This window comes from Bacteroides intestinalis DSM 17393 (assembly GCF_000172175.1).
Lineage (GTDB): Bacteria > Bacteroidota > Bacteroidia > Bacteroidales > Bacteroidaceae > Bacteroides > Bacteroides intestinalis.
Window position 1 is genome coordinate 2,184,570 of the sequence record NZ_ABJL02000008.1, and the last position, 24,089, is coordinate 2,208,658.

The 24,089-nt window shown below is 42.2% G+C and carries 21 protein-coding genes; 19 read left to right on the forward strand and 2 right to left on the reverse strand.

Going from position 1 to position 24,089, the window contains the following annotated elements:
- Window positions 1-9: 9 nt before the first annotated feature.
- A complete protein-coding gene (locus tag BACINT_RS18315; RefSeq protein WP_007665774.1) occupies window positions 10-1,968 on the reverse strand; it encodes a PAS domain-containing hybrid sensor histidine kinase/response regulator in 1,959 nt (652 codons plus the stop codon).
- Between the two features lie 103 nt (window positions 1,969-2,071).
- On the opposite strand from BACINT_RS18315, the gene mnmE reads away from it, so the two are divergent.
- The 5 genes from mnmE to BACINT_RS18340 all read left to right on the forward strand — a co-directional run bounded on the left by mnmE (window position 2,072) and on the right by BACINT_RS18340 (window position 7,333).
- Window positions 2,072-3,469: a tRNA uridine-5-carboxymethylaminomethyl(34) synthesis GTPase MnmE gene (gene mnmE, locus BACINT_RS18320; protein ID WP_044155357.1), complete on the forward strand. Its 1,398-nt coding sequence runs from the start codon at window positions 2,072-2,074 to the stop codon at window positions 3,467-3,469.
- 247 nt (window positions 3,470-3,716) lie between these two features.
- A complete protein-coding gene (locus tag BACINT_RS18325; RefSeq protein WP_007665778.1) occupies window positions 3,717-4,619 on the forward strand; it encodes a helix-turn-helix domain-containing protein in 903 nt (300 codons plus the stop codon).
- An 84-nt stretch (window positions 4,620-4,703) separates the two neighbouring features.
- Window positions 4,704-5,810, forward strand: coding sequence for a site-specific integrase (locus BACINT_RS18330; RefSeq protein ID WP_036633146.1), 1,107 nt, complete (start codon window positions 4,704-4,706; stop codon window positions 5,808-5,810).
- A gap of 8 nt (window positions 5,811-5,818) precedes the next feature.
- Complete coding sequence (locus BACINT_RS18335) at window positions 5,819-6,181, forward strand: hypothetical protein (protein ID WP_007665782.1); 363 nt, start codon at window positions 5,819-5,821, stop codon at window positions 6,179-6,181.
- 264 nt (window positions 6,182-6,445) lie between these two features.
- Window positions 6,446-7,333: a hypothetical protein gene (locus tag BACINT_RS18340; protein WP_007665784.1), complete on the forward strand. Its 888-nt coding sequence runs from the start codon at window positions 6,446-6,448 to the stop codon at window positions 7,331-7,333.
- A 2-nt stretch (window positions 7,334-7,335) separates the two neighbouring features.
- On the opposite strand, the gene BACINT_RS18345 is transcribed toward BACINT_RS18340, so the two are convergent.
- On the reverse strand, window positions 7,336-8,070 hold the full coding sequence (locus tag BACINT_RS18345) for an HNH endonuclease (protein WP_157448665.1): 735 nt from the start codon (window positions 8,068-8,070) through the stop codon (window positions 7,336-7,338).
- A 157-nt stretch (window positions 8,071-8,227) separates the two neighbouring features.
- On the opposite strand from BACINT_RS18345, the gene BACINT_RS18350 reads away from it, so the two are divergent.
- From BACINT_RS18350 to BACINT_RS18415, 14 genes are all read left to right on the forward strand, one after another.
- Window positions 8,228-8,593 carry a helix-turn-helix domain-containing protein gene (locus BACINT_RS18350; RefSeq protein ID WP_007665790.1) on the forward strand — a complete coding sequence of 122 codons (366 nt, stop codon included), beginning with the start codon at window positions 8,228-8,230 and terminating at the stop codon, window positions 8,591-8,593.
- 11 nt (window positions 8,594-8,604) lie between these two features.
- The gene (locus BACINT_RS18355; RefSeq protein ID WP_044155358.1) at window positions 8,605-9,981 is read left to right on the forward strand and encodes a DUF3987 domain-containing protein; all 1,377 of its coding nucleotides are present in this window, start codon (window positions 8,605-8,607) and stop codon (window positions 9,979-9,981) included.
- A gap of 78 nt (window positions 9,982-10,059) precedes the next feature.
- A complete protein-coding gene (locus BACINT_RS18360; RefSeq protein ID WP_036633150.1) occupies window positions 10,060-11,139 on the forward strand; it encodes a DUF6371 domain-containing protein in 1,080 nt (359 codons plus the stop codon).
- Between the two features lie 138 nt (window positions 11,140-11,277).
- Window positions 11,278-11,586, forward strand: a complete 309-nt coding sequence (locus BACINT_RS18365) for a MobC family plasmid mobilization relaxosome protein (protein WP_007665797.1) — start codon at window positions 11,278-11,280, stop codon at window positions 11,584-11,586.
- Window positions 11,576-12,517 carry a relaxase/mobilization nuclease domain-containing protein gene (locus BACINT_RS18370; RefSeq protein WP_007665799.1) on the forward strand — a complete coding sequence of 314 codons (942 nt, stop codon included), beginning with the start codon at window positions 11,576-11,578 and terminating at the stop codon, window positions 12,515-12,517. The genes BACINT_RS18365 and BACINT_RS18370 overlap by 11 nt, the downstream gene beginning before the upstream one ends.
- Before the next feature lie 35 nt (window positions 12,518-12,552).
- Window positions 12,553-12,957, forward strand: coding sequence for a hypothetical protein (locus BACINT_RS18375; RefSeq protein WP_007665801.1), 405 nt, complete (start codon window positions 12,553-12,555; stop codon window positions 12,955-12,957).
- 96 nt (window positions 12,958-13,053) lie between these two features.
- Window positions 13,054-13,770: a hypothetical protein gene (locus BACINT_RS18380; protein WP_007665814.1), complete on the forward strand. Its 717-nt coding sequence runs from the start codon at window positions 13,054-13,056 to the stop codon at window positions 13,768-13,770.
- 4 nt (window positions 13,771-13,774) lie between these two features.
- Window positions 13,775-13,975, forward strand: a complete 201-nt coding sequence (locus tag BACINT_RS18385) for a helix-turn-helix domain-containing protein (RefSeq protein ID WP_007665817.1) — start codon at window positions 13,775-13,777, stop codon at window positions 13,973-13,975.
- Window positions 13,976-13,980: 5 nt separating this feature from the next.
- Window positions 13,981-15,288, forward strand: coding sequence for an SIR2 family protein (locus BACINT_RS18390; protein ID WP_121736319.1), 1,308 nt, complete (start codon window positions 13,981-13,983; stop codon window positions 15,286-15,288).
- Window positions 15,275-17,023 carry an ATP-binding protein gene (locus BACINT_RS18395; protein ID WP_007665821.1) on the forward strand — a complete coding sequence of 583 codons (1,749 nt, stop codon included), beginning with the start codon at window positions 15,275-15,277 and terminating at the stop codon, window positions 17,021-17,023. Before BACINT_RS18390 ends, BACINT_RS18395 begins: the two co-directional genes overlap by 14 nt.
- Window positions 17,024-17,055: 32 nt before the next feature.
- Window positions 17,056-18,552 (forward strand): class I SAM-dependent DNA methyltransferase, encoded by a 1,497-nt coding sequence (locus tag BACINT_RS18400; protein WP_007665823.1) that lies wholly within the window; start codon window positions 17,056-17,058, stop codon window positions 18,550-18,552.
- A 3-nt stretch (window positions 18,553-18,555) separates the two neighbouring features.
- Complete coding sequence (locus tag BACINT_RS23390) at window positions 18,556-19,686, forward strand: restriction endonuclease subunit S (protein WP_007665825.1); 1,131 nt, start codon at window positions 18,556-18,558, stop codon at window positions 19,684-19,686.
- A gap of 14 nt (window positions 19,687-19,700) precedes the next feature.
- Window positions 19,701-20,720, forward strand: a complete 1,020-nt coding sequence (locus tag BACINT_RS18410) for a Fic family protein (RefSeq protein WP_007665826.1) — start codon at window positions 19,701-19,703, stop codon at window positions 20,718-20,720.
- 7 nt (window positions 20,721-20,727) lie between these two features.
- Window positions 20,728-24,078: a DEAD/DEAH box helicase family protein gene (locus BACINT_RS18415; RefSeq protein ID WP_007665827.1), complete on the forward strand. Its 3,351-nt coding sequence runs from the start codon at window positions 20,728-20,730 to the stop codon at window positions 24,076-24,078.
- Window positions 24,079-24,089 lie beyond the last annotated feature (11 nt).

The following is a 24,089-nucleotide window of genomic DNA, read 5'->3' on the forward strand; positions in this document are numbered from 1 at the left end:
AACACCCACTCAAATATACTTGATGATTGTTTCCTTCAATCTTTCGTAAGTATATGGTTTGGCAATAATATCATTGCACCCGGCGGCTAATGCTTGTTGTTGCTCTATCAGGAAAGCATTGGCCGTCACCGCAACGATAGGCAAATCGATGTCGATGGTACGTATCTTTTCCGTAGCCTGAATACCGTTCATCACCGGCATGCGGATGTCCATCAATATCAGGTCGGGACGCTCACGCAAGAAACTATTTACGGCCTCTTCGCCATTGGTAACCCACGAAATGGTGTAGTCCTTCTTCAGCAAAATGTTTATCTGCATAAAGTTAGACTCCGTATCTTCAGCTATCAGAATTTTCTTCCTGCCGTCTGATCTTCGCTCTACGTGGGCATTGATTTCAACAGGTTCACCATCCGCTCCCAACACAAACTGGCGGTAAGGAAGGGTCATCACGAAAGTGCTCCCCACTCCTACTTCGGACTCTACGGAAATCTTTCCTCCCAATCTCTCCACGATGCTCTGGCAGATGGGGAGCCCCAGACCCGTGCCCTGAACAAAATCGTTCAGCTTTTCGAAACGGTTGAAAATCAAGGGCAATTTCTCCTTCGCAATGCCGCAACCGGTATCCGTTACATACACCTTCAACCATTCTCCGCAGACCTCCAACCCCAAGGTGATGGTCCCTTCATGGGTATTCTTAATGGCATTAGAGAGAAAGTTGAACAGCACTTGCGTAATCCTGTTCCGGTCCACCATAATCCAGATTTCCTCATCGGGACATATCACATTCAGTCGGATGCCCGTTTTCATTTTCAGGCGATGCACTTTCTCCACTTCGTCAATCAGTCCGGTCATTTCGACCAACTGGAAGTTCATTTCCGATTTTCCCGACTCGATACGGGAAAGGTCCAGAATGTCATTTATGAGTTGCAACAACAGGTTGCTATTCTTCTGGATGATGTTCAGGTATTCGGCTTTCTCCACTTCATCTTCCGTCAAAGCTATGATTTCAGAGAATCCCACGATAGCATTCAAAGGAGTGCGGATCTCGTGGCTCATATTGGCCAAGAACACCGATTTCATGCGGTCGGCCTCTTCTGCCCGCTGCTTCGCCTCGATGAGTTCATTGGAGCGTTGCACCCTGTCACCGATATCGTGTATCAATGCCATCACTTTATTATCTTCGAACGGAGCGATGCGTGCCTGGAAATAATGCCTTTCGCAATCATCCACATCCAGGGGATACTCTATCTCCTTCAACTCCCCGTCTTCGAGGCATTGACGTATGTTCCGTAGAAACAGGTCGCTGACTTCGGGAGAATAGATGGTGCGCCCATCCGCTCCCCGTAGCTGTTCAACGGGATGGAGCAAAATGGTGTCAGAAGACATTAACACGTCGGTGAGGAAGAAATTTTCATCAAAGATGAAGATGAATTCAGGCAATGCCTGTATTATCTTCCGGTTTCGCTCTTCCATGCGCGATATGCGCGTTTCGCGTTCGCACTGCCCGGTGACATTCACGGTATAGCATAAGAGGCTTTTCGGATTTCCACTTCTATCTTTCTCTACAGATAAGAGGTGGTCCTCCAACCAGACTATTTCGCCATGCGCACCTACGCAACGCACGCGTAAGACTTTGGACTCTTCAAAGCCATCCAATTTCTTTTGAAAGCCATCCAACGACACCAAATGCTTATCATCGGGATGCACAAAGCTACAGAACTCTTCCAAATTCTGATAACAGATGCCGACTTTATCCAAGCCTAAACTTTCGAAATATTCCTGAGTGAAAGTGCACTCCAGGGTATTGACATTTATCTCCCAGAGAGCAATTTGATGGGCAGCCAGAACGGAGTTGACCTTCAATAATTTCTCTTTCAGTAGTTCCGTGTTCTCGTCTTTCTCGGTAGTATGAGAAGAGGAATCATGCATTTTTATTTTGTCTTGCGCCATAATAACAAAGTGTATCATGTAAAGGCTACGAAAATTGAGCAAATGTAATAAAAAAGAGTAAGTAATATACAATTTTTTGCCCCAAAAGGCTATCTTTGCAACTCAAATAACAATTTTTATGATGAATCAGGATACCATCTGTGCCATTGCCACGGCCCAAGGAGGAGCAATCGGAAGCATTCGCGTCTCAGGAGCGGACGCCATTCGTATCACCAGCCACATTTTCACCCCGGCAAAATCCGGTAAAGCGCTGGCAGATTGCAAACCTTATACACTGACTTTCGGGAAGATACACGATGGAGAAGAAATTATCGACGAGGTTCTTGTCAGCCTGTTTCGCGCCCCGCACTCTTACACGGGCGAAGATAGTACGGAGATCACCTGCCACGGTTCGAGTTATATCTTGCAACAGGTTTTACAATTGCTCATCAAGCACGGTTGCCGCCTGGCGGGACCGGGGGAATACACGCAACGCGCCTTTCTCAATGGAAAGATGGATTTGAGCCAGGCCGAAGCCGTGGCGGACCTGATTGCTTCTTCATCTGCCGCCACCCACCGCCTTGCCATGAGCCAGATGCGTGGCGGATTCAGTAAGGAGCTTACGGAGCTACGCAACCAGTTGCTACACTTCACTTCACTGATTGAACTGGAACTGGATTTCAGCGACCATGAAGAGTTGGAGTTTGCGGACAGAACGGAGCTTTACCGATTGGCGGATCACATCGAAGGAGTCATTTCCCGACTGGTACATTCGTTCAGCGTAGGAAATGCGATCAAAAACGGCGTACCGGTAGCCATCATCGGCGAAACGAATGCCGGGAAATCAACGCTTCTCAATGTATTGCTGAACGAGGACAAGGCTATCGTGAGCGACATTCACGGCACTACGCGCGACGTGATTGAAGACACGACCAATATCGGCGGTATTACTTTCCGTTTCATTGACACGGCAGGTATCCGCGAAACCAATGATACGATTGAGAGTCTGGGCATAGAGCGCACGTTCCAAAAACTGGAACAAGCGGAGATCGTGCTTTGGATGATTGATGCAACGGACGCAACGTCGCAAATGAATCAGCTATCGGGGCAGATACTTCCGCGTCTGGAAAGAAAGCATTTGATATTGGTATTCAACAAATCGGATTTGTCGGGCACGGCTCATTCTGATGAGGTGCTTTCTGCGGCCTCTTCCATCATTCCTGACGCCGAATGTATTTTTATTTCCGCCAAGAAAAGGCAAAATACGGATGTGCTTCAGAAGAAACTTATAGCCGCCGCCAATCTGCCTACGATAACCCAGAACGACGTGATAGTGACCAATGCCCGCCATTACGAAGCCCTCACGCATGCTTTAGAAGCCATCAGACGCGTACAACAGGGATTGGCAAACAATCTTTCAGGGGACTTCGTGGCCCAGGACATCAGGGAATGCATCTTCCATTTGAGCGACATCGCGGGGGAGGTGACGAATGATATGGTGCTACAAAATATATTTCAACATTTTTGCATCGGCAAATAAGTGGTGATTACCAACGATTAGCATATATCATCAACGATTATCAAGGCGTTCATTTTGAGCGCCTTTCTTTTTAGCCTTATAAGCGATGGTTATCGTTTATAGGGCTTTTTCAGCTCATTTTTGTACCGCATTTGTTGCTCGCTTGTTACTCTCCGATTTTAGGTCGGAAAGGTCGTGGACACACTGGTACGTCATGGTACGTGGTGGTACGCGATGAAACAGATTTGGCGAAATAAACGGATAAATAATGAGTAGTAAAATCGACATTCAGAAAAGATGTAAGTGGTGCAATGCTGTTTTCACAGCCCATAAGACCACCACAGAGTATTGTTCACACCGATGCGCCAATCTTGCCTACAAAGACAGGGTTAGGAAACAGCGCATTGAAAGTCTGCAACACGAATTAGGGAAAAGCATAAAGACACCTCCTAATTTGAACAAGGAGTATCTTACTCCATCAGAAGTAGCCGAGTTATTAAATATTGGGCGTACTTCTATATATCGCTATATCCGCAATGGAACAATCAAAGTAATCCGATTTGAAAGGAAAACGCTTGTTCGCAGAGCTGATATAGAAAACATGACAGACTATCTTTCGCCCGAAAACGAGAAGACACCAACAAAAGAGAAATCCCCTATCACCGACTTCTATACCACTGCCGAAGTGAAAGAGAAATACCATGTAAACGAGTCATGGATATTTGTGGTAGCCAAGAAGAATAACATCCCCCGAACTTTCAATCGTGGCAAGACCTACTGGAGCAAGAAACATATAGATGCTTACTTCGCCAAGAAAGCCCCAAATCCAGACATTACCGAATGGTATAGCACCCAAGAAATGCAGGAGAAGTTCGGTATGACTTTGTCCGCAATCTATTGTTTCGTTTCCAAGAATGCCATTCCGAAGAAGAAAGAGGGCATCATGGTGTACTATTCCAAGAAGCATGTGGATATTGTCAAAGGTATTACTGCACCCGAAGAACCGCAATATTATACGGTAGCTGAAGCGATGGAGAAGTTCAACCTTACCCGAGACCAACTCTATCATTATGCCAAGTACCATAATATCCCAAAGGTCAAGAAAGGTAAATACACACTTATCTCCAAGCCTGAGCTGGATAGGTTGCTTGCTGCTCCAAAGATTGAATAAGTTATTTTTCGGTGAATGTACCCACCATTGAATCACCTTATTCCTTTGCACCAAACAAATGTAAAACTCTAAATATTAAACAGTATGACACACACGTGTACAAAAGTAACAGTTCGTCAGAGAGAGATTCGGAATAATCGTATCTCCTTGTATCTGGATTATTATCCGGCAGTCCGTAACCCCGAAACGATGCAGATGAGCCGCAGAGAATACCTTGGCATCTACATCTATGCTCACCCGAAAAACGAGATGGAACGGGAGTTCAACAATGATATGCTGAACAAGGCAGAGGCTATCCGCTGCATCCGGGTACAATCGCTCATCAACGAAGAGTTCGGTTTCTTAGACAAGACCAAGCAGAAAGCCGATTTCCTTGCCTACTTCAAGAAAATGTGCCGGAATAAAGACCAGAAATGGCAGTTCGTCTATCAGCATTTCTACAACTTCGTCAAAGGGCAATGTACCTTTGGCGATGTGAATGTGGATTTATGCAAAAAGTTCCGTGAATACTTGCTGAATGCCAAGCAACTCAAACACAGCAACCGTCCTATATCCCTCAATTCGGCATCCGGCTACTACTCTACCTTCAGAGGATTGTTGAAGATTGCCTATCGGGACAAATGGTTTCGGGAGAACATCAATGATTACCTTGATAAGATTGAGCCACAAGATGTGAAGAAGGAGTATTTGACATTGGACGAAGTGAAGCAACTCGCTGCCACTCCTTGCGACATCCCCGTATTGAAAGCCGCTTCTCTATTCGCTTGTCTGACAGGCTTACGCATCAGCGACATTCTCAATCTGCAATGGGAAGACTTCACTATCGCTCCCGACCAAGGCTATTGTTTACGTATCAGAACACAGAAAACCCAGACGGAAGCGACACTCCCCATCAGTTACGAAGCCTACGAACTATGCGGCACACCCGGAACAGGCAAAGTTTTCAAGGATTTGAAGCGAAGTATGATTAATTACCCACTGAAAAGCTGGCTCAAAAAGGCAGGAATAACGAAACCGATAACCTTTCACGGATTCAGACATTCGTATGCAGTCATACAAATATCCTTAGGCACAGATATTTACACTGTATCAAAGATGCTAACGCATAAGAATGTGTCCACAACTCAAATATATGCCGATTTGGTCAATTCCAAGAAGCGAGAAACAGCCAATAAAATATCACTCAAATAGATAGAACTATGAAACGAGGAATCATACTCAACAACGGACAATGCATCCATATTTCTGATGGCGAAGTGTGGATGACCACTTGGGAACTTGCAGACTTGTTTTATACAACGTCTGGAGCTATCCATATAGCAATCAAGAGAATCCTGAAAGCTAATGTTTTGAAGAGCCACGAAGCTTGCAAGTACATCAAGTTGGAGAATGGGAACAATGCCGATGTGTATAATCTCAATATGGTTATAGCCCTATCCTATCAAATAGACACCGGACATTCCGCTGTATTTAGGAAATGGCTAATAAACAAAGTCGCTCGTAAACAAGAGTATAACATCTTGTTATATCTCAATGGTACAAGCCATACATTGTATTGCTAATAAGCTATATCTCTATACCCCATTGATTATCTGCATTGTTTACCCAAAATGATGCAGATAATTTTTGTTTTTAAGATACACAAGCCTATTTATCCAACTATTTTCATCCAAAAACAAGAAATTTGCAATGCGCTTATTATTAGGAGTGTAACGTAGTGAAAAGCGATGAAATATATCGTCAAAAGCCCATTAACAGGCAAAACTATGAATTTTCTCAAAAATTAATCCTATATATTTGCACACAAACGATTAATACATACCACTATGGAGCTGAAAAAGATAGAACATATAACATTGCATCTGATTGTTTTTGGTACAATCGCCATCATTGGTGTTTTAGCCCGCCAAACCGTACTTCACTATGGTTGGGACGAGTTCAGCAGCTACCTTATTTTGGTGGTATGCTCCATTATCATGGGAGCTATCTATCTCAATCTGCAAATGGTATTCAGTCAAATTCTTTCACCGACAATAGAAAAGTGCTTTATGAGATTTGAGTGCTATCGCAACAAGGCTGTAGTCGTAGAAGTTCCAGCAGTAAACTCGGAACTTGCTGAAAGTGCTATAAATTCAGAACCTATCATTTCTGAGCCTGAACCCGAAATTGAAATCGAAACTACATCTGACATAACAGAAGGAGTTTCTAATCCATCGTGTTCCGAACTCAACGAAGACGTGACAGAACTTCCAAAAGAAGAAGCCACACCTTCTACCATCAACGATATATCGATGCAAGAATCCAACCAGCCAACAGAATACGAAATATTCCGTGCCAACGCTATGGCTGAGAAGGAACGAACATCACAAGAAAAGTTAGATAAGGTTCTCACATACACAAAACAAAACTTGATTCTCTATCTTAGTGAAACTGACCTCAATCGTCTATGTGGATATATTACGGAATACTACCTATCCGATTCTCTGCCTAAAGTTGAACAAATAAAGGTTGATGCTCAATTAAAAACCATTGACATTATGCACTTTGGTTGGAATATAGGAAAAGCATTCGGCAAGCCACGCTTACAGACTGCCACATTTATAAAGAGAGTATTTGCTCATACTCTACGTGATTCGGAAATATCTACCATTGAGCGCAAAATGTCGCATACGGAATCAGAATGCAGAATTAAATTAGACAAGAAGATTGCTTAATATCACTTGCCTAATATCTTTCTAAGTTCCTCTATGCTAAGTTTGCCTTTATGCAACATTGCATGGCAATTAGGGCATACAGGAACAAGGCCATTTTCAGGTTCTATTTTATGCGCTTCCCCTTTCAGTGCCGAAATGGGAACAATGTGGTGTACATGAATAAATCCATTACCCAATTCTCCATACACTTTGCTAAAGTCCATTCCACAAACTTGGCATATACATCCGTGTTTTTCAATGCATTTTTTACGAGCAATAGGATTACGCTCGTATCTATTGACTAATGCTTGTTGCAAAGAACCCTCATAATATTCCTCTGTGTATATTTTGTTCTGTTTATTGTCTAATAACCAGTATTTTCTTTGAGTATTAACCATATGTTTAGGAGTAATGCCCAACCTATCACAAAATCCTAAATATTCATCTTCTAATGCCTGATTAAAAGCCCTTGTGTGCCCAATAATACTATCAATAGTAGGAGATGTTTCTCTACCGTTCTTCCCATTCTTTTTTACCAGATGTGTCAACAAATCATTATTTAGATACCCGACAAATCGACTTGGTGCAAAATGATATTGTCCATCAGACTTATATACAACGAAATTTGTACCATTAGCAATAAGACGAACTATATTTTTGTAGTTTTCCTCATTATCATCATTCAGATACGTGTCAACTTGACACAGGTTATTCATAAGTTCTGATATATCTCTGATAATTCTGCCTAATTTTCTCATAATATTTTTTGCGCTATAGAGCACAAAGGTAGCTAAATCTCTTGTAATCATCACTTATTACCATCAAAAAGTTATTCATCAGTTATGTTTTGGTGAATGATTCCACCATTGAAACACCTATTTCCTTTGCCGTCGAACAATTAAAAACGAGCGACGTATGCAAAAAGAAACAGTAACATTTGATAAGCTGCCCGAAGCGGTAGGTTATCTGACCGAACAGGTCATCGAGTTGAAAAGAATGGTGTCGGAACTTCAACCGCCAGCATCAGACAAACATGTGTTGGTTGAGATTGAGGATGCTTGCCGTATCATTAGAAAAGCCAAGCCTACCATTTATACATTGGTTCGCAAGGGGTTGCTTCCTGCCTATAAGAAAGGGAAGAAGCTCTATTTCTACGAAGACGAACTTCTGGCTTGGATTGAGAACGGGCGTAGAAAGACTTCCGAGCAAACATACGAGGAGATGCTGGCAAATATGCAGAGCGGTGTCCGCCATAAGCCCAAATCATCGGTGCAATTTTAATGGGTTGGGCTATGGATACATATTCTATTAATCCGGCATTCATCATTGATGAAGCAATTGATTTAAGTACAAGATTGTCTGGCACGGCATTTCCCGTCAGCATATTCCCAGTAAAAATCCAACGCATCATCCGTGAGGTTCACGAATGCCATAACTACCCTACCGACTACATTGCCGCAGCCATCCTCACGGCAATAGCAGTCGGCATAGGCAACACGCACCTTGCCCAAATCAAGCAGGGTTGGGTGGAAAGCCCCATCCTGTATATGGCATTGATTGGAAGACCGGGAGCGAACAAAAGCCATCCGCTCAGTTTTGCAATGAAACCATTTCTTGATTATGACTACCGACAGAATCAGGAATTTGAAAAGGCTCTTGCCAAGTATGATGAGTTGATGAGCATGAGCCGCAAGGAACGTGCGGAAAGCGGCGGAGAGCAATTTCCGCAAGAACCTATCCGCAAACGCTTCTTGGTTTCGGATGTAACGCCCGAAGGTTTGAGCCTCATTCATGCACAAAACAAACGTGGGCTATGCTTGTGGGCAGATGAATTATCCGCTTGGTTCAAGAATTTCAACCGCTATAACAACGGTTCGGAAGAACAGTTCTGGCTCTCAGTGTTCAGTGCCAAGACCACCATGTCCGACCGAAAGAATACCAAGAGTTCCATCTTCATCAAACGTCCGTATATATCGGTCATTGGTACTATCCAAAAGAAAATCTTGAACGAGTTGGCTAAAGGTGAACGCTCCAGCAACGGGTTTATCGACCGCATTCTGTTTGTGATGCCCAACCTGCAACAGAAAGCACGGTGGAATGACAAAGAGCTTCCGGAAGATATAGAGCAAGAGTGGAATGACGTCATTGCCAAATTGATACAATCGGAGTGCAACCTCAATGAACATGGAGAGATTGAACCGCAAATTCTCTTCTTCTCAGAAGATGCCAAGAAACAGCTTTACGAGTGGCAGCACCATTTCTCTGAGTTGTGCGACCGGGAAACGAACGACACCATCGTGAGTATCTATTGCAAGTTGGAGATATACATCATCCGCTTTTGTCTGATTATCCAACTGGCACGATGGACTTGCGGAGAGTGTGACAAGGCTTGTATTGACCTATTGACGGTGGAGAGAGCCATTAAACTGACGGAGTATTTCAAAGAGTCCGCATTGAGCGTACAAAATATTCTGAATGAGAATGCCCTTAACAGCCAGCAACAGGTGATAGTCAATCTGCTGCCTCCTTCCTTTACGACAGCCCAAGCCATACAGATAGCCGAGCAAAACGGGATGAAGGAGCGGACATTTCAACGATTTCTCAATGACAATATCGGGACTCTGTTCCGCAAAGAGAAACATGGAGAATATTCAAAGATTAACCCGTGACATTTTTGTCGGTTTTGACACTTTCCAAGCGAAAACGACAATAACGACAAAAGTGACACACCTAAAAAGAAACAAACAATGAGTACACATAGATTCATTTTAGAACCTTACAAAGGTGTCTGCACACGGCATACTTGCCCGAACTGCCACCGCAAAAGATGTTTTTCCAAATACATTGATACGGAGAAACGAATCCAGTTCCCTGATTACGTGGGGCGTTGCGACCACGAGCAGAAATGTGGTTATCACTTCACGCCCCGTGATTACTTTGAACGGCATCCTTCTGAGAAAGAAAAGTTGTCCGAGGATAACCTTAGGAGCTATGCGCCTATAAAAGAAGTCGAGCCAAAAGCCACTTCCTACATTGATTTGGATATAGTCAATCAGTCATTGCAACGCTATCCTGAGAATAAACTGTTCCAATTCTTATCGGCCCAATTCGGAGAAGCGGAAACATTAAAACTGATGAAGAAATACAAAGTAGGTACTTCCAAACATTGGGATGGTGCAACCGTATTTTGGCAAATGGATTATCAGAACAGAGTCCGCACTGGTAAGATAATGCTTTACAATCCGACAACAGGTAAGCGGATAAAAGAACCGTACAATCATGTCACGTGGGTACACTCCGTACTGCATAAGGAGGACTATAATTTGAAACAATGTTTCTTCGGTGAACATTTGCTTCCAGAAGACAAAAGCCGTCCAGTTGCATTAGTCGAAAGCGAAAAAACGGCAATCATTGCATCCTACCACCTACCCCAATTCTTATGGATTGCATCAGGTGGAAAGAACGGTTGTTTCAACGCTAACAGCCTGTCCGTTCTTGCAGGAAGAAGCGTTGTGTTATTTCCCGATTTGGGAGCAACCGACTATTGGCAGAGCAAAATCAGTCTGATGAAAAGCTATGGAATTAATGTGCAACTGTTCGATTATCTGGAAGCCAAAGCTACCGAGAATGAACGGAAAGAGGGATACGACATTGCCGATTATCTGTTGAAAGTACGCCCCGATGAAGCCATACTCCAACAAATGATTAAGAGGAATCCGAACTTGAAAACACTGATAGAGACATTCGATTTGAAGCTCATCAGCGTACAACGAGACATCCCTCAACCAAAGGTTTCACCACCAAAGAAACGAGGATTCAGACTTTGAACAAAGGGAGAGGAATCGAGACTTTTTTACTGTAGCAAGTTAATGTCGGTGTATTACATTTCCCGACCACTTACTCCTCAAAAAGCCTGAGGAGGCAGCTCCCGATGGTCTCAAATTATTCACTAAAAGCAATTCAAAATGGAAAAGAAATATACGATAACTCTCCGTCTGTCATACGACCAATTCGCATGGCTCGGTGCGCTTTGCAGACGGAGCAAGCAGACACAAAGTGCAGTCATCCGTTCGCTCATTGAGAATGGAACGGTACGTGAGCGAATCACGAAAGAGCATATCCACATCATCCGTCAGTTGATAGGTGAAAGCACCAATCTTAACCAGTTGGCGAAGCAGGCAAACACCTACGGCTTCTTTGCCGTTGCCAAAAGATGCGAGGAGATGGCGCAGCGTATTAACCAACTTATAAAGCAACTGAAAGATGATAGGTAAGCAAACCAAAGGAACATCGTTCGGTGGTTGTGTCCGGTATGTTCTGAAAGAGGAGAAATCCAAGTTGTTGGAAGCAGCCGGAGTGGATGGTACACCTGAACAGATGGCAGAGCAATTTGAATTACAGGCGTTGCTCAACGATAAGGTAAAGAATATTGTCGGACACACCTCACTCAACTTCTCTCCTGAAGATGGCGAACGCCTGAAGTCTGATGATGCGTTGATGTTGCAAATCGCCCATGACTATATGAAACTGATGGGCATCGAAAACACGCAGTACATCATCGCCCGGCATATCGACCGTGAGCATCCGCATTGCCACATCGTTTTCAATCGTGTGGACAATGACGGTAAGACGATTAGCGACAAGAACGACTTCCACAGAAATGAAAAGGTGTGTAAGATGCTGACGGCAAAATACCGCTTGCACTTTGCCAACGGCAAAGACCATATCAAGGAGGAACGCTTGCGTCCATACGACCGGGCAAAGCACGAGATATACAAAGCGTTGAAAGAGGAGCTGCCCAAAGCTCAAAATTGGGATGAACTGAAAGAAGCCCTTGCCGACCGTGACATTGATATGAAATTCAAGGTCAGCCGGACTACACGGGAAATACAGGGTGTCAAGTTTGAGTATGACGGTTTTTCTTTCTCCGGCTCAAAGGTCAGTCGGGAGTTCAGCTATTTGAATATCGACAACCGATTGAAACAGAATGCTTGTGCTTCTTCATTTGAATACCCCAAGCAAGGGTTCACGCATAAAGATGAAGAAGTGCAGCAAAGCATTTCCCAATCCGACAACGGCTCAAGTATCGGTCTTGGTCTGTTGAATGGCAGTTCATCATACGATGCCACTGCCGCAGAAGAAGCAGAGTTCAATCGCCTGATGAAAAAGAAAAAGGCTAAGCGCAAGCGAGGCTTTCATTTATAATTCACTATTTATTAACTTTTTAAATTCAATCAATTATGTTACAAAACGATTTGATTCTTGATTTCAATCTCTACTTGTGTGAGAAATTTGGCTACAGAAACAGTTGTAGCGTGATGCAAAATGCCAATGGCTTTTGCGTGGACATCCGTGAGCGTGATTTGGACTGCTACATACGCTTCTGGGAGTATAGCGAAGGAAGAGGCAACTTTCCCGACTGGAGCATCATCATTGTGCGTAGTAACTTCAAGAAGAACCAAGCCGAAAGCCTCAAAGACTTGACTCGTTTCTTTAAGGAGTACATGCCACGCTACGGTTACAAATACCTCTGCACAGAAGGTGATGACTACAAGTATTATCAGACTCTTGGGTTGAAGCTCATCCATCAAGATCTGTTCGGACAAGAGAACTATGGATTGGCGATGAAAGATTTGAATGTCTGACATTTGATTTTGAGTTAAGGAGGGGATTTCTCCTCTCCTTTTCTCTTTATATAGCAGATAATTTTATATCTTTGCAAACGGAAAAACAATAAATATATGAACGCAATAGGCATACTTGAACAGCAACAAGCTAATGAAGTTTTAAGATTGGAAATAGCATATTCCAATCTTTATAAAGCGTATATGCTGGGAGATAGAAATAAAATGATAAGTCACTATATTGCTACAGGCTATATAGGCATCCCTAATTTTGCAGAATCGGTACAAAGTCAGACGAAACAGGAAATGCTCTCTAATGGGATTTTGCCTGACATATTACCAACTTCCATTGACAACATCAAAGATGATACATTATTGCGAATGAATGTTGTGGGATGTTTGAAAGCCTTACAAAATGAGATTAATATTCGCAATATATATCGAACCCATTACACATATGCGCAAAATATTCTTTATCAGCCTAATCATATATTTAGGCAAGAAGAAGTCTTATATCAAAACCCATATGGACAACAACTGAAAGTTGCCGATATACTTGCGGTATCTAAATATGCAGTAAGCATTGCGGAAGCTATTGCACCGGATGATGAAAATTTTTCAAAAGCAAATGCAGCAATTACAGCTTTACAAAGTATAGATGCAACACTTAACAATAAACCGGAAGATAAGCCAGTCAACAAGATGTTGCATTTAGTAACCAGTTTCATTTCTTCTGTTGTAAAATCATCTATCAAGAATGATGAAGCAAAGCGTGGAGTTACAATAACTGCATTAATGGTTGATTTGACTATAGATTTCTTTTGTAAAAAATAAAGCGATGGATAAACCCATGAATCGGATAAAAGAGGTACTTGAAGAAAGAGGTATCAAACAAACTTGGCTGGCCGAGAAACTCGGCAAGAGTTTCTGTATAGTCAATGCGTATGTATGCAACAGACGGCAACCAAGTTTGGAAGTGCTATTTGAAATTGCTGATATATTGAATATTGATGTGAAAGATTTAATAAAAGACAGATGAGTAGTATGAAGAAGCAAGAAGAACAAACTAAAAATATCTGTCTTTTAAAAAAAGATGGATTTACACTTTATTTAGTGAAAGAAGGAGATTCGTTCACTGATATAAAGAATGGAGTCGTTTCCATACTTCCAGAAGAGCTTATTGCCAAACGCAAAAGCGGAGGCAACATCTCGACTGACATAGAAAACTACGCCCACAAATTAAAACGTCAAGAATATGGAAAGAAGCTAAATTACCAAATTGAGAATCTCTTGTTTCTTACTGGTGCAGGTTCTTCCTACCTTTTTGGAGAGAATGACAAGAAAGGCAAACTTATGTGTAATTTATGGGATGATGCTACGGTTTTGCTTGGTGGAAAACAGAATATGGATGCCTTTTGCGAAAAAGTCAGATATACTGACAAAGACGAGAAAGACGAATATAGAAAAAACCTAGAAAAAGTCCTTTCATTAGCAGAAAAAGCAAAAGATTATATCACAGAACCGATTTTCAAAACAGATAAAGAAGAATGGAATATTACATATACCGTTAGCAAAATAAAGAAGATGATTAAAGATAATTGCAATCTACAAATAACATCTTCCGAATCATCCAGTGTGCATGAAAAATTTCTTAATAAGATTACTAAACGAAAAAGTTCTATTGCAAGGGTAAAGTTATTTACCTTAAACTATGACACCCTATTTGAGCAAGCTGCACGAAAAGGGAATTATACAATAATAGATGGATTCTCTTTTTCCATTCCACGGATATTCAGTGGAAGACATTTTGATTACGATATCGTAATTCGTGATGGTAGCAGAATTAAGAACGAGGACAATTTTGTTCCACGAGTTTTCCACCTATACAAACCACATGGTTCGGTAGATTGGGAAAAACGAGGCAACAACGTTTACCAAAATAAGGCAGAAGAAATTTCTGTAGAAGATTCATTAATGATTTTTCCGCAAGAAAATAAATATGAACACTCTTACGAACAACCATTTTTTGAAATGATGACTCGTTTTCAAGCTGCGTTACGTATGAAAAATACTACATTGGTTGTTATAGGATTTAGCTTTGGTGACAAGCACATATTATCCATGATAAACGAAGCTTTGGAACAAAATCCAAGTTTTCAACTTATCATTATCAATTACAGGGACACAGGTATCATAGAAAGCGACATTTTCTATAAAGAAGCTGGTGAAAGAGGTAATATAATGATGGTCAATGAAACTTTTAAAGAATTTGTTGACGCTTATCCAAACATCAAAATATATGACCAATCCGATGAATATCGTTTAGTGAAAATTGTCAATGAAGGGAACTAATTATAATCCATTTGTAAACGAGCACTTTATTGGTTTTATCAATCAAGTAACTCCACAAGGAGTGAAGGTACATTTCCCTTCCTCCGCTTTGTTACAACCTTTTTTCAAGTATGGTGAACTATATCACGGCGGTTTAGTAGGCAACTATGTAGTAATAGAAGGGCATCAAATGGGATTCTTAGGAAAAATACAAGGAATAGAATTACCTGAAAAAGAGCGTTTGGAACTAAGCGAAAAGTCTTTTGAAACTAATGAAATGCATCCCATAGGATACATTGAAATTCTATTGTCTTTTAGTTTTGAAAATCCAGAAGAAATACAGCGTGGACTTAACACACTACCTCCAATTGGAGCTAAAGTATTTGTTTGCGCTTCTTACTTCATACAAAGTTTCTTTAAACGATTCGGCGTAAAAAAAGAAAATACTGCCCCATGCCTTATGAAACTTGGTGTATTGACACAAGATAAAACAACTCCTGTGGAAATCTCTTTGGACGCTTTGTTTGGTCGCCATTGTGCTATTGTTGGAACTACTGGAGGAGGCAAGAGTTATACAACAAGTAAACTACTTGAAGGAATTTCAAATGCCAAGGCTAAAGCTATTATCATAGATCCTACTGGAGAATATTCAGGTTTTGATTCTAAAGATTATGTAGAAAGTGCTATTATAAATAAAGATAGCTACTTTCATTATTCCCGTTTATCCGTTGGAGATTGGTTCGCATTGTTCAGACCTGCGGGACAAGTGCAACAGCCCAAATTATTAGATGCGATAAAATCACTTAAATTGGCAAAGTGTTTAGAGGAAAACGAAAAATTACCAGAAGATGGGAAATTTTATCATCCTAAGTTTACAGATAAATTCATAACGTGTGTAGGCGGTATAATTAGAAAAAAATGTCATTATAAAGATGCTTTTAGACATTTTGAAACGAAATATATGGCAGAAATAGAGGAAGATAATTCTGAATTTGATTTAACAAAACTTGTAATCCAATTAAAGGAGGAAGCCGTATATGAAAGTAATGGCAGTAATGTTGAAATGTGGGGAGATGTTGACAAAAGAACAAGTGACAACATCGCTAGTCTAATTATTCGTATATATAGTAAGGTATCAGACAAAGCATTTAAGCAAATATTTGGCATAGGAAAAGAGCCTAAAAAAGATTTGTGTGAGACAATTGAATCTTTTATAAGCAACAAGTCAAAACACATTCTACGTATCGGTTTTGAAGATGTTCCCTATGACTTTCAAACAAGAGAAATATTAGCTAATGCCATAGCTAAATTCTTACTTAACAAAGCAAGAAAAGGAGATTTCAAGACACAACCTATTGTGTTCTTTGCAGATGAAGCGCACCAATTTCTGAACAAAGAAGTTAAAGATGAATATTTTCAATCCATGCGTTTAGATTCTTTTGATTCCATAGCAAAGGAATGTAGAAAATATGGCTTATTCCTTTGCTTGGCAACACAAATGCCAAGAGATATTCCATTGGGAACTTTAAGCCAAATGGGTACTTTTTTAGTTCACCGATTAATAAATCATAAAGACAAAGAAGCGGTAGAAAGTGCTTGTTCTGCTGCAAATAAATCAACATTGGCGTATTTACCAGTATTAGGTGCAGGAGAGGCTATACTTATGGGAGTAGATTTTCCAATGCCCGTAATGCTAAAAGTCAATTTACCACAGACTGAACCTAATTCGCATACGCCACAATTTAAGAGATTGTAAAAAAGTAGAAACAAAATTAGCATAAGAACAATATGATTACAGGCGATATAAAACAAAAGGTGGATGATGTATGGCAAACATTCTGGAACAATGGCTTTACCCAACCATCGGCAATCTTTGAACAGATAACTTATCTGCTCTTTATGAAGATGCTTGACGACAAGCAACGTGAAAAGGAAGCGATAGCAAATCTTACGGGCGATGTTTTGCTTAACCCAACATTCCCCGAAGGAGTGTGGCGCAATCCATCCACCGACAAAGATGTACCCTACCACGAAATGCGTTGGCACGTATTCAAAGAAATGGAACCGACCAAAATGTTGGATAGGGTGCGCAACGATGTGTTTATCTTTTTGCGTCATGTTGGGAAAGAGGGTTCGGCTTATAGAAAGGCAATGGAAGACACTGTTTTCCAAATTACCAATGCTCGCCTGCTATCGCGTGTCATCGAAAGTATTGAAAATATCACGTCCGATGGGGCTGACATGATGGGTGATGTGTATGAGTATATGCTCGGCATCATGGCAGCATCGGGTACAAACGGACAATTCCGCACCCCTCGCCATATCATCCGCATGATGGTGGAACTGATGCGACCCACTCTTAATGATACCATCTGCGACCCGGCAATGGGTTCTGCGGGTTTTATTATGGAAGCAGCCAAATTTATCACAGAGCATCAGAGTGATGATTTGCTTAATATAGGAGAGGGAGACCGTTTCCGCAAAGAGATATTTCACGGTTCGGATTCGGACGCTTCCATGCTCCGCATCGGTTGCATGAACATGATGCTTCACGATGTAGACGAGCCTAATCTGTATTATCGTAACTCGCTGTCTGACGAGAACAACGATACAAACCGCTATACCCTTTGCCTTGCCAATCCTCCGTTTGCAGGTAGCCTTGACACTGACGACATAGCGCACACGCTGAAAGCGGCTGTCAAGACCAAGAAAACGGAGTTGCTGTTTCTTGCCTTGATGATGCGGATGCTTCAGTCAGGCGGACGGTGTGCTTCCATTGTACCGGACACGGTTCTCACAGGTGATGCGCAAGCCTATAAGACTATACGTTCCGCATTAGTGGATAAGCACTGTATGCAAGCCGTCATCACGATGCCCTCCGGTGTGTTCCAACCTTATAGCGGAGTCTCTACCGCTATCATCATCTTTACTAAGACAGGTACAGGCGGTACTGACAAGGTTTGGTTTTACGATATGCGTGCCGATGGATTCTCACTCACCACGCAGCGCACTCCTCAGCCTGAACAAAATGACATACCTGATATAATCTCCCGTTTCCATAACCTCGAAGCGGAAACCGACCGCAGTCGCAAAGAACAGTCATTTTTTGTCACTGCCGATGAAATTCGTGCCAATGGCTACGACCTTAGTTATAAGCGTTATCACGAAGTGGAGCGTGAAGTTATTGAATATGAAGCACCGGAAACTATTATCGCTCGAATGGAGGAAAGACAGAAGGCTATTGACGCAGCCTTTGCTGAGTTTAAGAAACTGCTAAATTCGTAGGGTATGAGAGTGGATAAATCAAAGTGGCAAAAGATTTTTTTAGGTGAGGTATGCAATCTTTATCAACCTAAAACAATAGCAACAAGTTGTTTGGACTCTAATGGCAAATATCTTGTATATGGTGCTAATGGAGTTATTGGCAAATACAATGAATATAATCATAAATTTCCAGAAGTGCTTATTACTTGTCGTGGAGCGACTTGTGGAACAATAAATATAAGTAAACCATTCTCATGGATTAATGGTAATGCAATGGTGGTTCACCCTAAAGAAGAAAATCTATTAGATTTTGCTTTTTTAGGGAAAGCTGTATCTGCTATTGATTATAGTAAAGTCATTACAGGGGCTGCGCAACCTCAAATAACAAGAGCCAATTTGCAAAAAGTGCAAATTGTCATTCCAACACTTGTTGAGCAACAAACAATCGCATCAGAATTGGATGCAGTGCAAGAAATGATTGACGGCTACAAAACGCAGATTACCGACCTTGATGCCCTCGCTCAATCTATCTTCCTTGATATGTTTGGCGACCCTGTAACTAATCCGAAAGGATGGGAGATTATGAAGATAGGAGAAATAAGTGAAGTCACTTCTAGCAAAAGAATATACCAATCCGAACAAACAAAATCAGGTATTCCATTTTATAAAATTAGTGATTTTCCTAATTTGATTGAATATGGATATAGCGATACTGGAATATTTATCTCGCAGGCTAAATACGAGGAATTAAAATCCAAAAAATTAGTTCCAAATGAAAGCGATTTATTAATAACATCAAGAGGAACGTTAGGGTTATGCTATATCGTAAAGGACGAAGATTGCTTCTATTTTCAAGATGGGATGATTACATGGCTGAAAAATCTTAAGTCAACTGTTTTATCTGCCTTTCTTGGATTTATGTTTCAATCGTCTTTGTTCAAGAATCAAATTGAGAAAGCACAAAATGGAAGTACTATTGCATACCTCTCAATTGCTATGATTAGAAAGTTTGATATGATAGTGCCTCCCATTAAACTTCAGCAACACTTCGTCAGCCAAGTCGAAGCCATCGAAAAGCAAAAAGAACTAATCCGCGACCAATTAGCCGAAACCGAGACCCTGATGGCAGAACGAATGCAATATTATTTCTCTTAAAACAAGACAACGGTATGAAAGAGATTGATAAGAAACTGATAGAAACCATCAGCCGATATACAGCTTCGGGGATAGACCAGCAGGTGGATTATGAAAAATTCTACCTGTACTCTCTTATTACTCATTCTACGGCTATCGAGGGTTCTACTGTTACCGAAGTAGAAAACCAGTTGTTGTTTGACGAGGGAATTGCAGCCAAAGGAAGAAGCCTGAACGAGCAGATGATGAATGTGGACTTGAAAAACGCATACCTCTATGGCTTTGAATGGGCGAAAACTGGACAACCATACTCTGTTGAACTTTTATGCGAATTGTCTGCCAAAGTCATGCGCCGTACAGGTTCGGAATACTCCACGATGGGTGGCAGTTTTGATTCCTCCAAAGGAGAATTGCGACGCTGCAATGTAAGTGCCGGAATAGGAGGCAGAAGTTATCTGGCATTTCAGAAAATACCTAAAGCAACAGCAGACTTCTGCGATTGGTTAAACGGGGAACTGGCATCTGTGGATAGAAACGATATGGCGGCATGTTATCGGTTGAGTTTTGAAGCGCACTTCCGCCTCGTCACCATTCATCCGTGGGTTGACGGCAACGGGCGTACTACCCGATTGCTGATGAACATCGTACAACGACAGTTGGGTCTTATCCCGTCTATTGTTACCAAAGATGCTAAAGGCGAATACATTCAGGCTTTGATTGACAGTAGGGAGCAGGAAGACAGCACCATTGTTCAAGATGTAATGCTTACGCAGCATACTACCAATCTTGAAAATCGGATTTTACAGTATCAACAAAGCATGGATGATACTGCAAAAGCGAAAAGTGATACTGTAAATGATACTGCAACGCCTAAAGACACCACAGCCCAGCTCATTGCAGCCATTAAAGAACACCCAGAATATACATACGATGAGTACGCCAAACTCCTGAATGTCGGTCGTGCCACTGTTGCACGACATATCAAGAAGTTGAATGGAACGGTCATTCAGCGAATCGGATCGGACAAGGATGGTTATTGGAAATTTATAGAATGATTGAGTTATGAAGAATTTCGACATCATAAAAGACATTGACGGATTAAGAACAATTTATCGTTATTGTGCTACGGCAGAGGATTTTCAAGTAGCTAATCCAATGGTCTCAGCCACGCAGGCACGACTTGCATTGGAAACGATGGTAAAGACCGTTTATCGCCTAAAAGGATGGCAAATAGGCGAACGTGCCTCATTGCTTTCGCTCACCACCGATGAACGCTTCACGGCATTTATAGACAGCGAAGACTTGATGAAGCGCATTCACTATGTGCGCAAAATCGGAAACAATGCTGCACACGCCAGTGACGGATTTGTGGGGCGCAGAGAGTCTTTCTTTGCTGTACTAAATCTCTATTACATCATTGGTTCCATCCTATTGGCTTGGCAGGTGATTGACACATTGCCAGACTTTGACAAAGAGCTGATTCCCCAATCACCCCAACCAAGCAACCTTGCCGTTGTTCCTCAAACAGAGCAAGCATCTTCTGCTACCACGCAGACTGCCGATACTGCCGCAAAAGCGGTGAAAGAAAGTTCAGATGCACAACCTACAACGGTGGATGCACAGCCTGTTGTAAACGACCTCTCGGAAGCGGAAACCCGGAAATTGTATATCGACCTGTTGCTTCACGAAGCAGATTGGAAAGTTTCTGAACATAAAGGTGAAATCATCCCCCGTCAAGCCGGAATAGAGATAGAAGTACAGGGTATGCCCAATGAGAGCGGTGTTGGATATGCGGACTATGTACTGTTTGATGCAGACGGAACACCACTGGCAGTAGTGGAAGCCAAACGCACCAGTGTAGATGCGACAGTAGGTCGCCACCAAGCGGAATTGTATGCCGACTGTCTGGCAACACGCTACACTTGTTCTCGTCCGGTTATCTATTATACCAATGGTTTTGAAACTCACTTAATAGACGGCATTGGTTATCCGTCGCGCAAAGTGATGGGATTCCATACCATTGACGAGTTGCGCAGAATGATAGCGCAACGTGGACGCAACGACATTACCGATTTACAGATTTCGGACAAGATAACCAACCGCAACTATCAGAAACGAGTAATCGAATCTGTCTGCAAGCATTATAATGACAAGCATCGCCGTGCCCTATTGGTGATGGCTACCGGAACAGGAAAGACACGTGTCAGCATCTCGCTCGTGGATGTGCTGGTGCGAAACAATTGGGTGAAAAACGTGCTGTTCCTTGCCGACCGTATCGAACTGGTCAATCAGGCAAAAAAGAATGACACTAAGTTATTGCCCAACATGACGGTCAGTTCCTTGCGTGACAGCGATGTGGATATATCGGCACGAATCCTATTCTCCACTTATCAGACCATGATAGGACATCTGGACAGGGATGCAAAAACATTCTCATTAGGCAGATTTGACCTTATCATCATTGACGAAGCACACCGCAGTGTATTCGGTAAATATGGAGCAATCTTTGAGTATTTCGATTGCCTGCTCTTAGGACTGACGGCAACTCCACGTGATGAAGTTGACCGCTCTACATACGACCTGTTCGGCATGGAGCAGGGCGAACCGACCGACAGCTACGAATATGACGAAGCGGTAGCAGATGGTTATCTGAACCCATTCAGAGCAATAAAAGACAACTCAAAGATTCTGACCACAGGAATTGACCCTGAACAACTTACCCCGGAAGAGCGGAAACAGTTGGAAGAGATTTTCGAGTATGAGAAAATGAAAGCTGGATTAGAACCAGATGACCCGTACAGCCGCACCATTAACGCAACGGAGATATTCAAATACATTTTCAACCAAAATACCGTTGACCATGTGCTGAATAGGCTGATGAACGACGGCATCCGGGTGAAAGACAATACCCTGATAGGTAAAACCATCATCTTTGCCTACAACCACAAGCACGCCGTGTTTATTGCCGAACGGTTTGCAGCACTCTATCCCGACTTGGGATCGGACTTCTGCAGGGTCATCGATAACTACGAGAAGTATTCGTCCGACCTGCTTGATAAGTTTGCAGATGTAAGCAAACAACCTCAGATTGCCGTATCGGTAGATATGCTCGACACAGGTATTGATGTGCCTGAGATTGTGAATTTGGTTTTCTTCAAGCCCATCCATTCCAAGATAAAATTCTGGCAAATGATAGGTAGAGGTACACGCTTGTGCGAAAACCTGTTTGGCGAAGGACAACACAAAAAAGAGTTCTTGATATTCGACTTTTACCGGAACTTTGAGTATTTCGAGATGCATCCCGAAGGTGCCCGACCTACAAAGTCGCAATCCATCGTCAGTTTGATATTTAATCTGCGCACGGACATCAAATTCGCCTTGCAAGACGGCAAGTATCAAAGCAACGAGGAGGCAAAGGCTTTTCACAACGACCTTGCCGACATTCTGCACCAACAAATTGCCGCCTTGAACAGAAACCGGATAGATGTGCGCCTGCAACTGAGAGCCGTTGAAACATACGCCAATCCGGAAGCCATGACCTGTTTGACGCTTGGCGATGCAATGGCTATGAAAAGCAATATTTCACCATTGCTTAAAAACGCCACTACCGATACGTCTGCATTGAAACTTGATGCACTTGTGCTCAAATCTCAACTTGCCTTGGTGGACGAAACAGTCAATTCAACCTCCTCAGAGCGGAAGATAATGGACATAGCCGCTTATCTCAAAGAAAAGAAAGCATCCATTCCGCAGGTAATGGCAAAGATGGATGTACTGGACGAAGTGCTGTCTCCCCACTTCTGGGAATCCAAAAGTTTGGGTTCACTCGAACGTATCAGGAAAGAGCTTCGTGAACTCATCCAATACTTGGATGGCGGTACGGTAGGACAAACGTTTACCATCAATGTGACAGACACGTTTGAAGAGGATAATTCGGGAGTCAATGTAACCCCTATCCGCACCTATCGCCGCCGGGTGGAGGATTATCTCAAAGAACATTTGTCGGATGACGATACATTGCAGAAGATATACCACCTTGACCCGCTTTCCGAACAAGACATCGCCCGATTGGAACAGATTTTCTGGGAAGAGTTGGGTTCAAAAGAAGAGTTTGAGGCACAAACAAGAACCAAGCCCTACCAGCATAATGTGGCAGCTTTCATCCGTTCCATCATTGGCGTGGAGCAGGATATAGCATTGGAAAAATATCGTGCATTGATTCATGGTGCGGAACTGACTCGTATGCAAGAGGAGTATCTGCGTACACTCATTCGTTATGTATGTGAAAATGGGGATATTGCCACTGTTGTATTGCAGCAACCACCTTTCAATAAGTTCACAGCTATCTTCCGTGATAGCCCTAAAGCACTTATTGATTATGTAAAACTAATCAGTAGGGTGATTGCGGCGTAAATAAAAGAACA

Bases quoted from the DNA above. Each gene is read 5' to 3' on its own strand.
- BACINT_RS18315 (WP_007665774.1), bottom strand. From the start codon at position 1,968: ATGATACACTTTGTTATTATGGCGCAAGACAAAATAAAAATGCATGAT.
- mnmE (WP_044155357.1), top strand. From the start codon at position 2,072: ATGAATCAGGATACCATCTGTGCCATTGCCACGGCCCAAGGAGGAGCA.
- BACINT_RS18325 (WP_007665778.1), top strand. From the start codon at position 3,717: ATGAGTAGTAAAATCGACATTCAGAAAAGATGTAAGTGGTGCAATGCT.
- BACINT_RS18330 (WP_036633146.1), top strand. From the start codon at position 4,704: ATGACACACACGTGTACAAAAGTAACAGTTCGTCAGAGAGAGATTCGG.
- BACINT_RS18335 (WP_007665782.1), top strand. From the start codon at position 5,819: ATGAAACGAGGAATCATACTCAACAACGGACAATGCATCCATATTTCT.
- BACINT_RS18340 (WP_007665784.1), top strand. From the start codon at position 6,446: ATGGAGCTGAAAAAGATAGAACATATAACATTGCATCTGATTGTTTTT.
- BACINT_RS18345 (WP_157448665.1), bottom strand. From the start codon at position 8,070: ATGAGAAAATTAGGCAGAATTATCAGAGATATATCAGAACTTATGAAT.
- BACINT_RS18350 (WP_007665790.1), top strand. From the start codon at position 8,228: ATGCAAAAAGAAACAGTAACATTTGATAAGCTGCCCGAAGCGGTAGGT.
- BACINT_RS18355 (WP_044155358.1), top strand. From the start codon at position 8,605: ATGGATACATATTCTATTAATCCGGCATTCATCATTGATGAAGCAATT.
- BACINT_RS18360 (WP_036633150.1), top strand. From the start codon at position 10,060: ATGAGTACACATAGATTCATTTTAGAACCTTACAAAGGTGTCTGCACA.
- BACINT_RS18365 (WP_007665797.1), top strand. From the start codon at position 11,278: ATGGAAAAGAAATATACGATAACTCTCCGTCTGTCATACGACCAATTC.
- BACINT_RS18370 (WP_007665799.1), top strand. From the start codon at position 11,576: ATGATAGGTAAGCAAACCAAAGGAACATCGTTCGGTGGTTGTGTCCGG.
- BACINT_RS18375 (WP_007665801.1), top strand. From the start codon at position 12,553: ATGTTACAAAACGATTTGATTCTTGATTTCAATCTCTACTTGTGTGAG.
- BACINT_RS18380 (WP_007665814.1), top strand. From the start codon at position 13,054: ATGAACGCAATAGGCATACTTGAACAGCAACAAGCTAATGAAGTTTTA.
- BACINT_RS18385 (WP_007665817.1), top strand. From the start codon at position 13,775: ATGGATAAACCCATGAATCGGATAAAAGAGGTACTTGAAGAAAGAGGT.
- BACINT_RS18390 (WP_121736319.1), top strand. From the start codon at position 13,981: ATGAAGAAGCAAGAAGAACAAACTAAAAATATCTGTCTTTTAAAAAAA.
- BACINT_RS18395 (WP_007665821.1), top strand. From the start codon at position 15,275: ATGAAGGGAACTAATTATAATCCATTTGTAAACGAGCACTTTATTGGT.
- BACINT_RS18400 (WP_007665823.1), top strand. From the start codon at position 17,056: ATGATTACAGGCGATATAAAACAAAAGGTGGATGATGTATGGCAAACA.
- BACINT_RS23390 (WP_007665825.1), top strand. From the start codon at position 18,556: ATGAGAGTGGATAAATCAAAGTGGCAAAAGATTTTTTTAGGTGAGGTA.
- BACINT_RS18410 (WP_007665826.1), top strand. From the start codon at position 19,701: ATGAAAGAGATTGATAAGAAACTGATAGAAACCATCAGCCGATATACA.
- BACINT_RS18415 (WP_007665827.1), top strand. From the start codon at position 20,728: ATGAAGAATTTCGACATCATAAAAGACATTGACGGATTAAGAACAATT.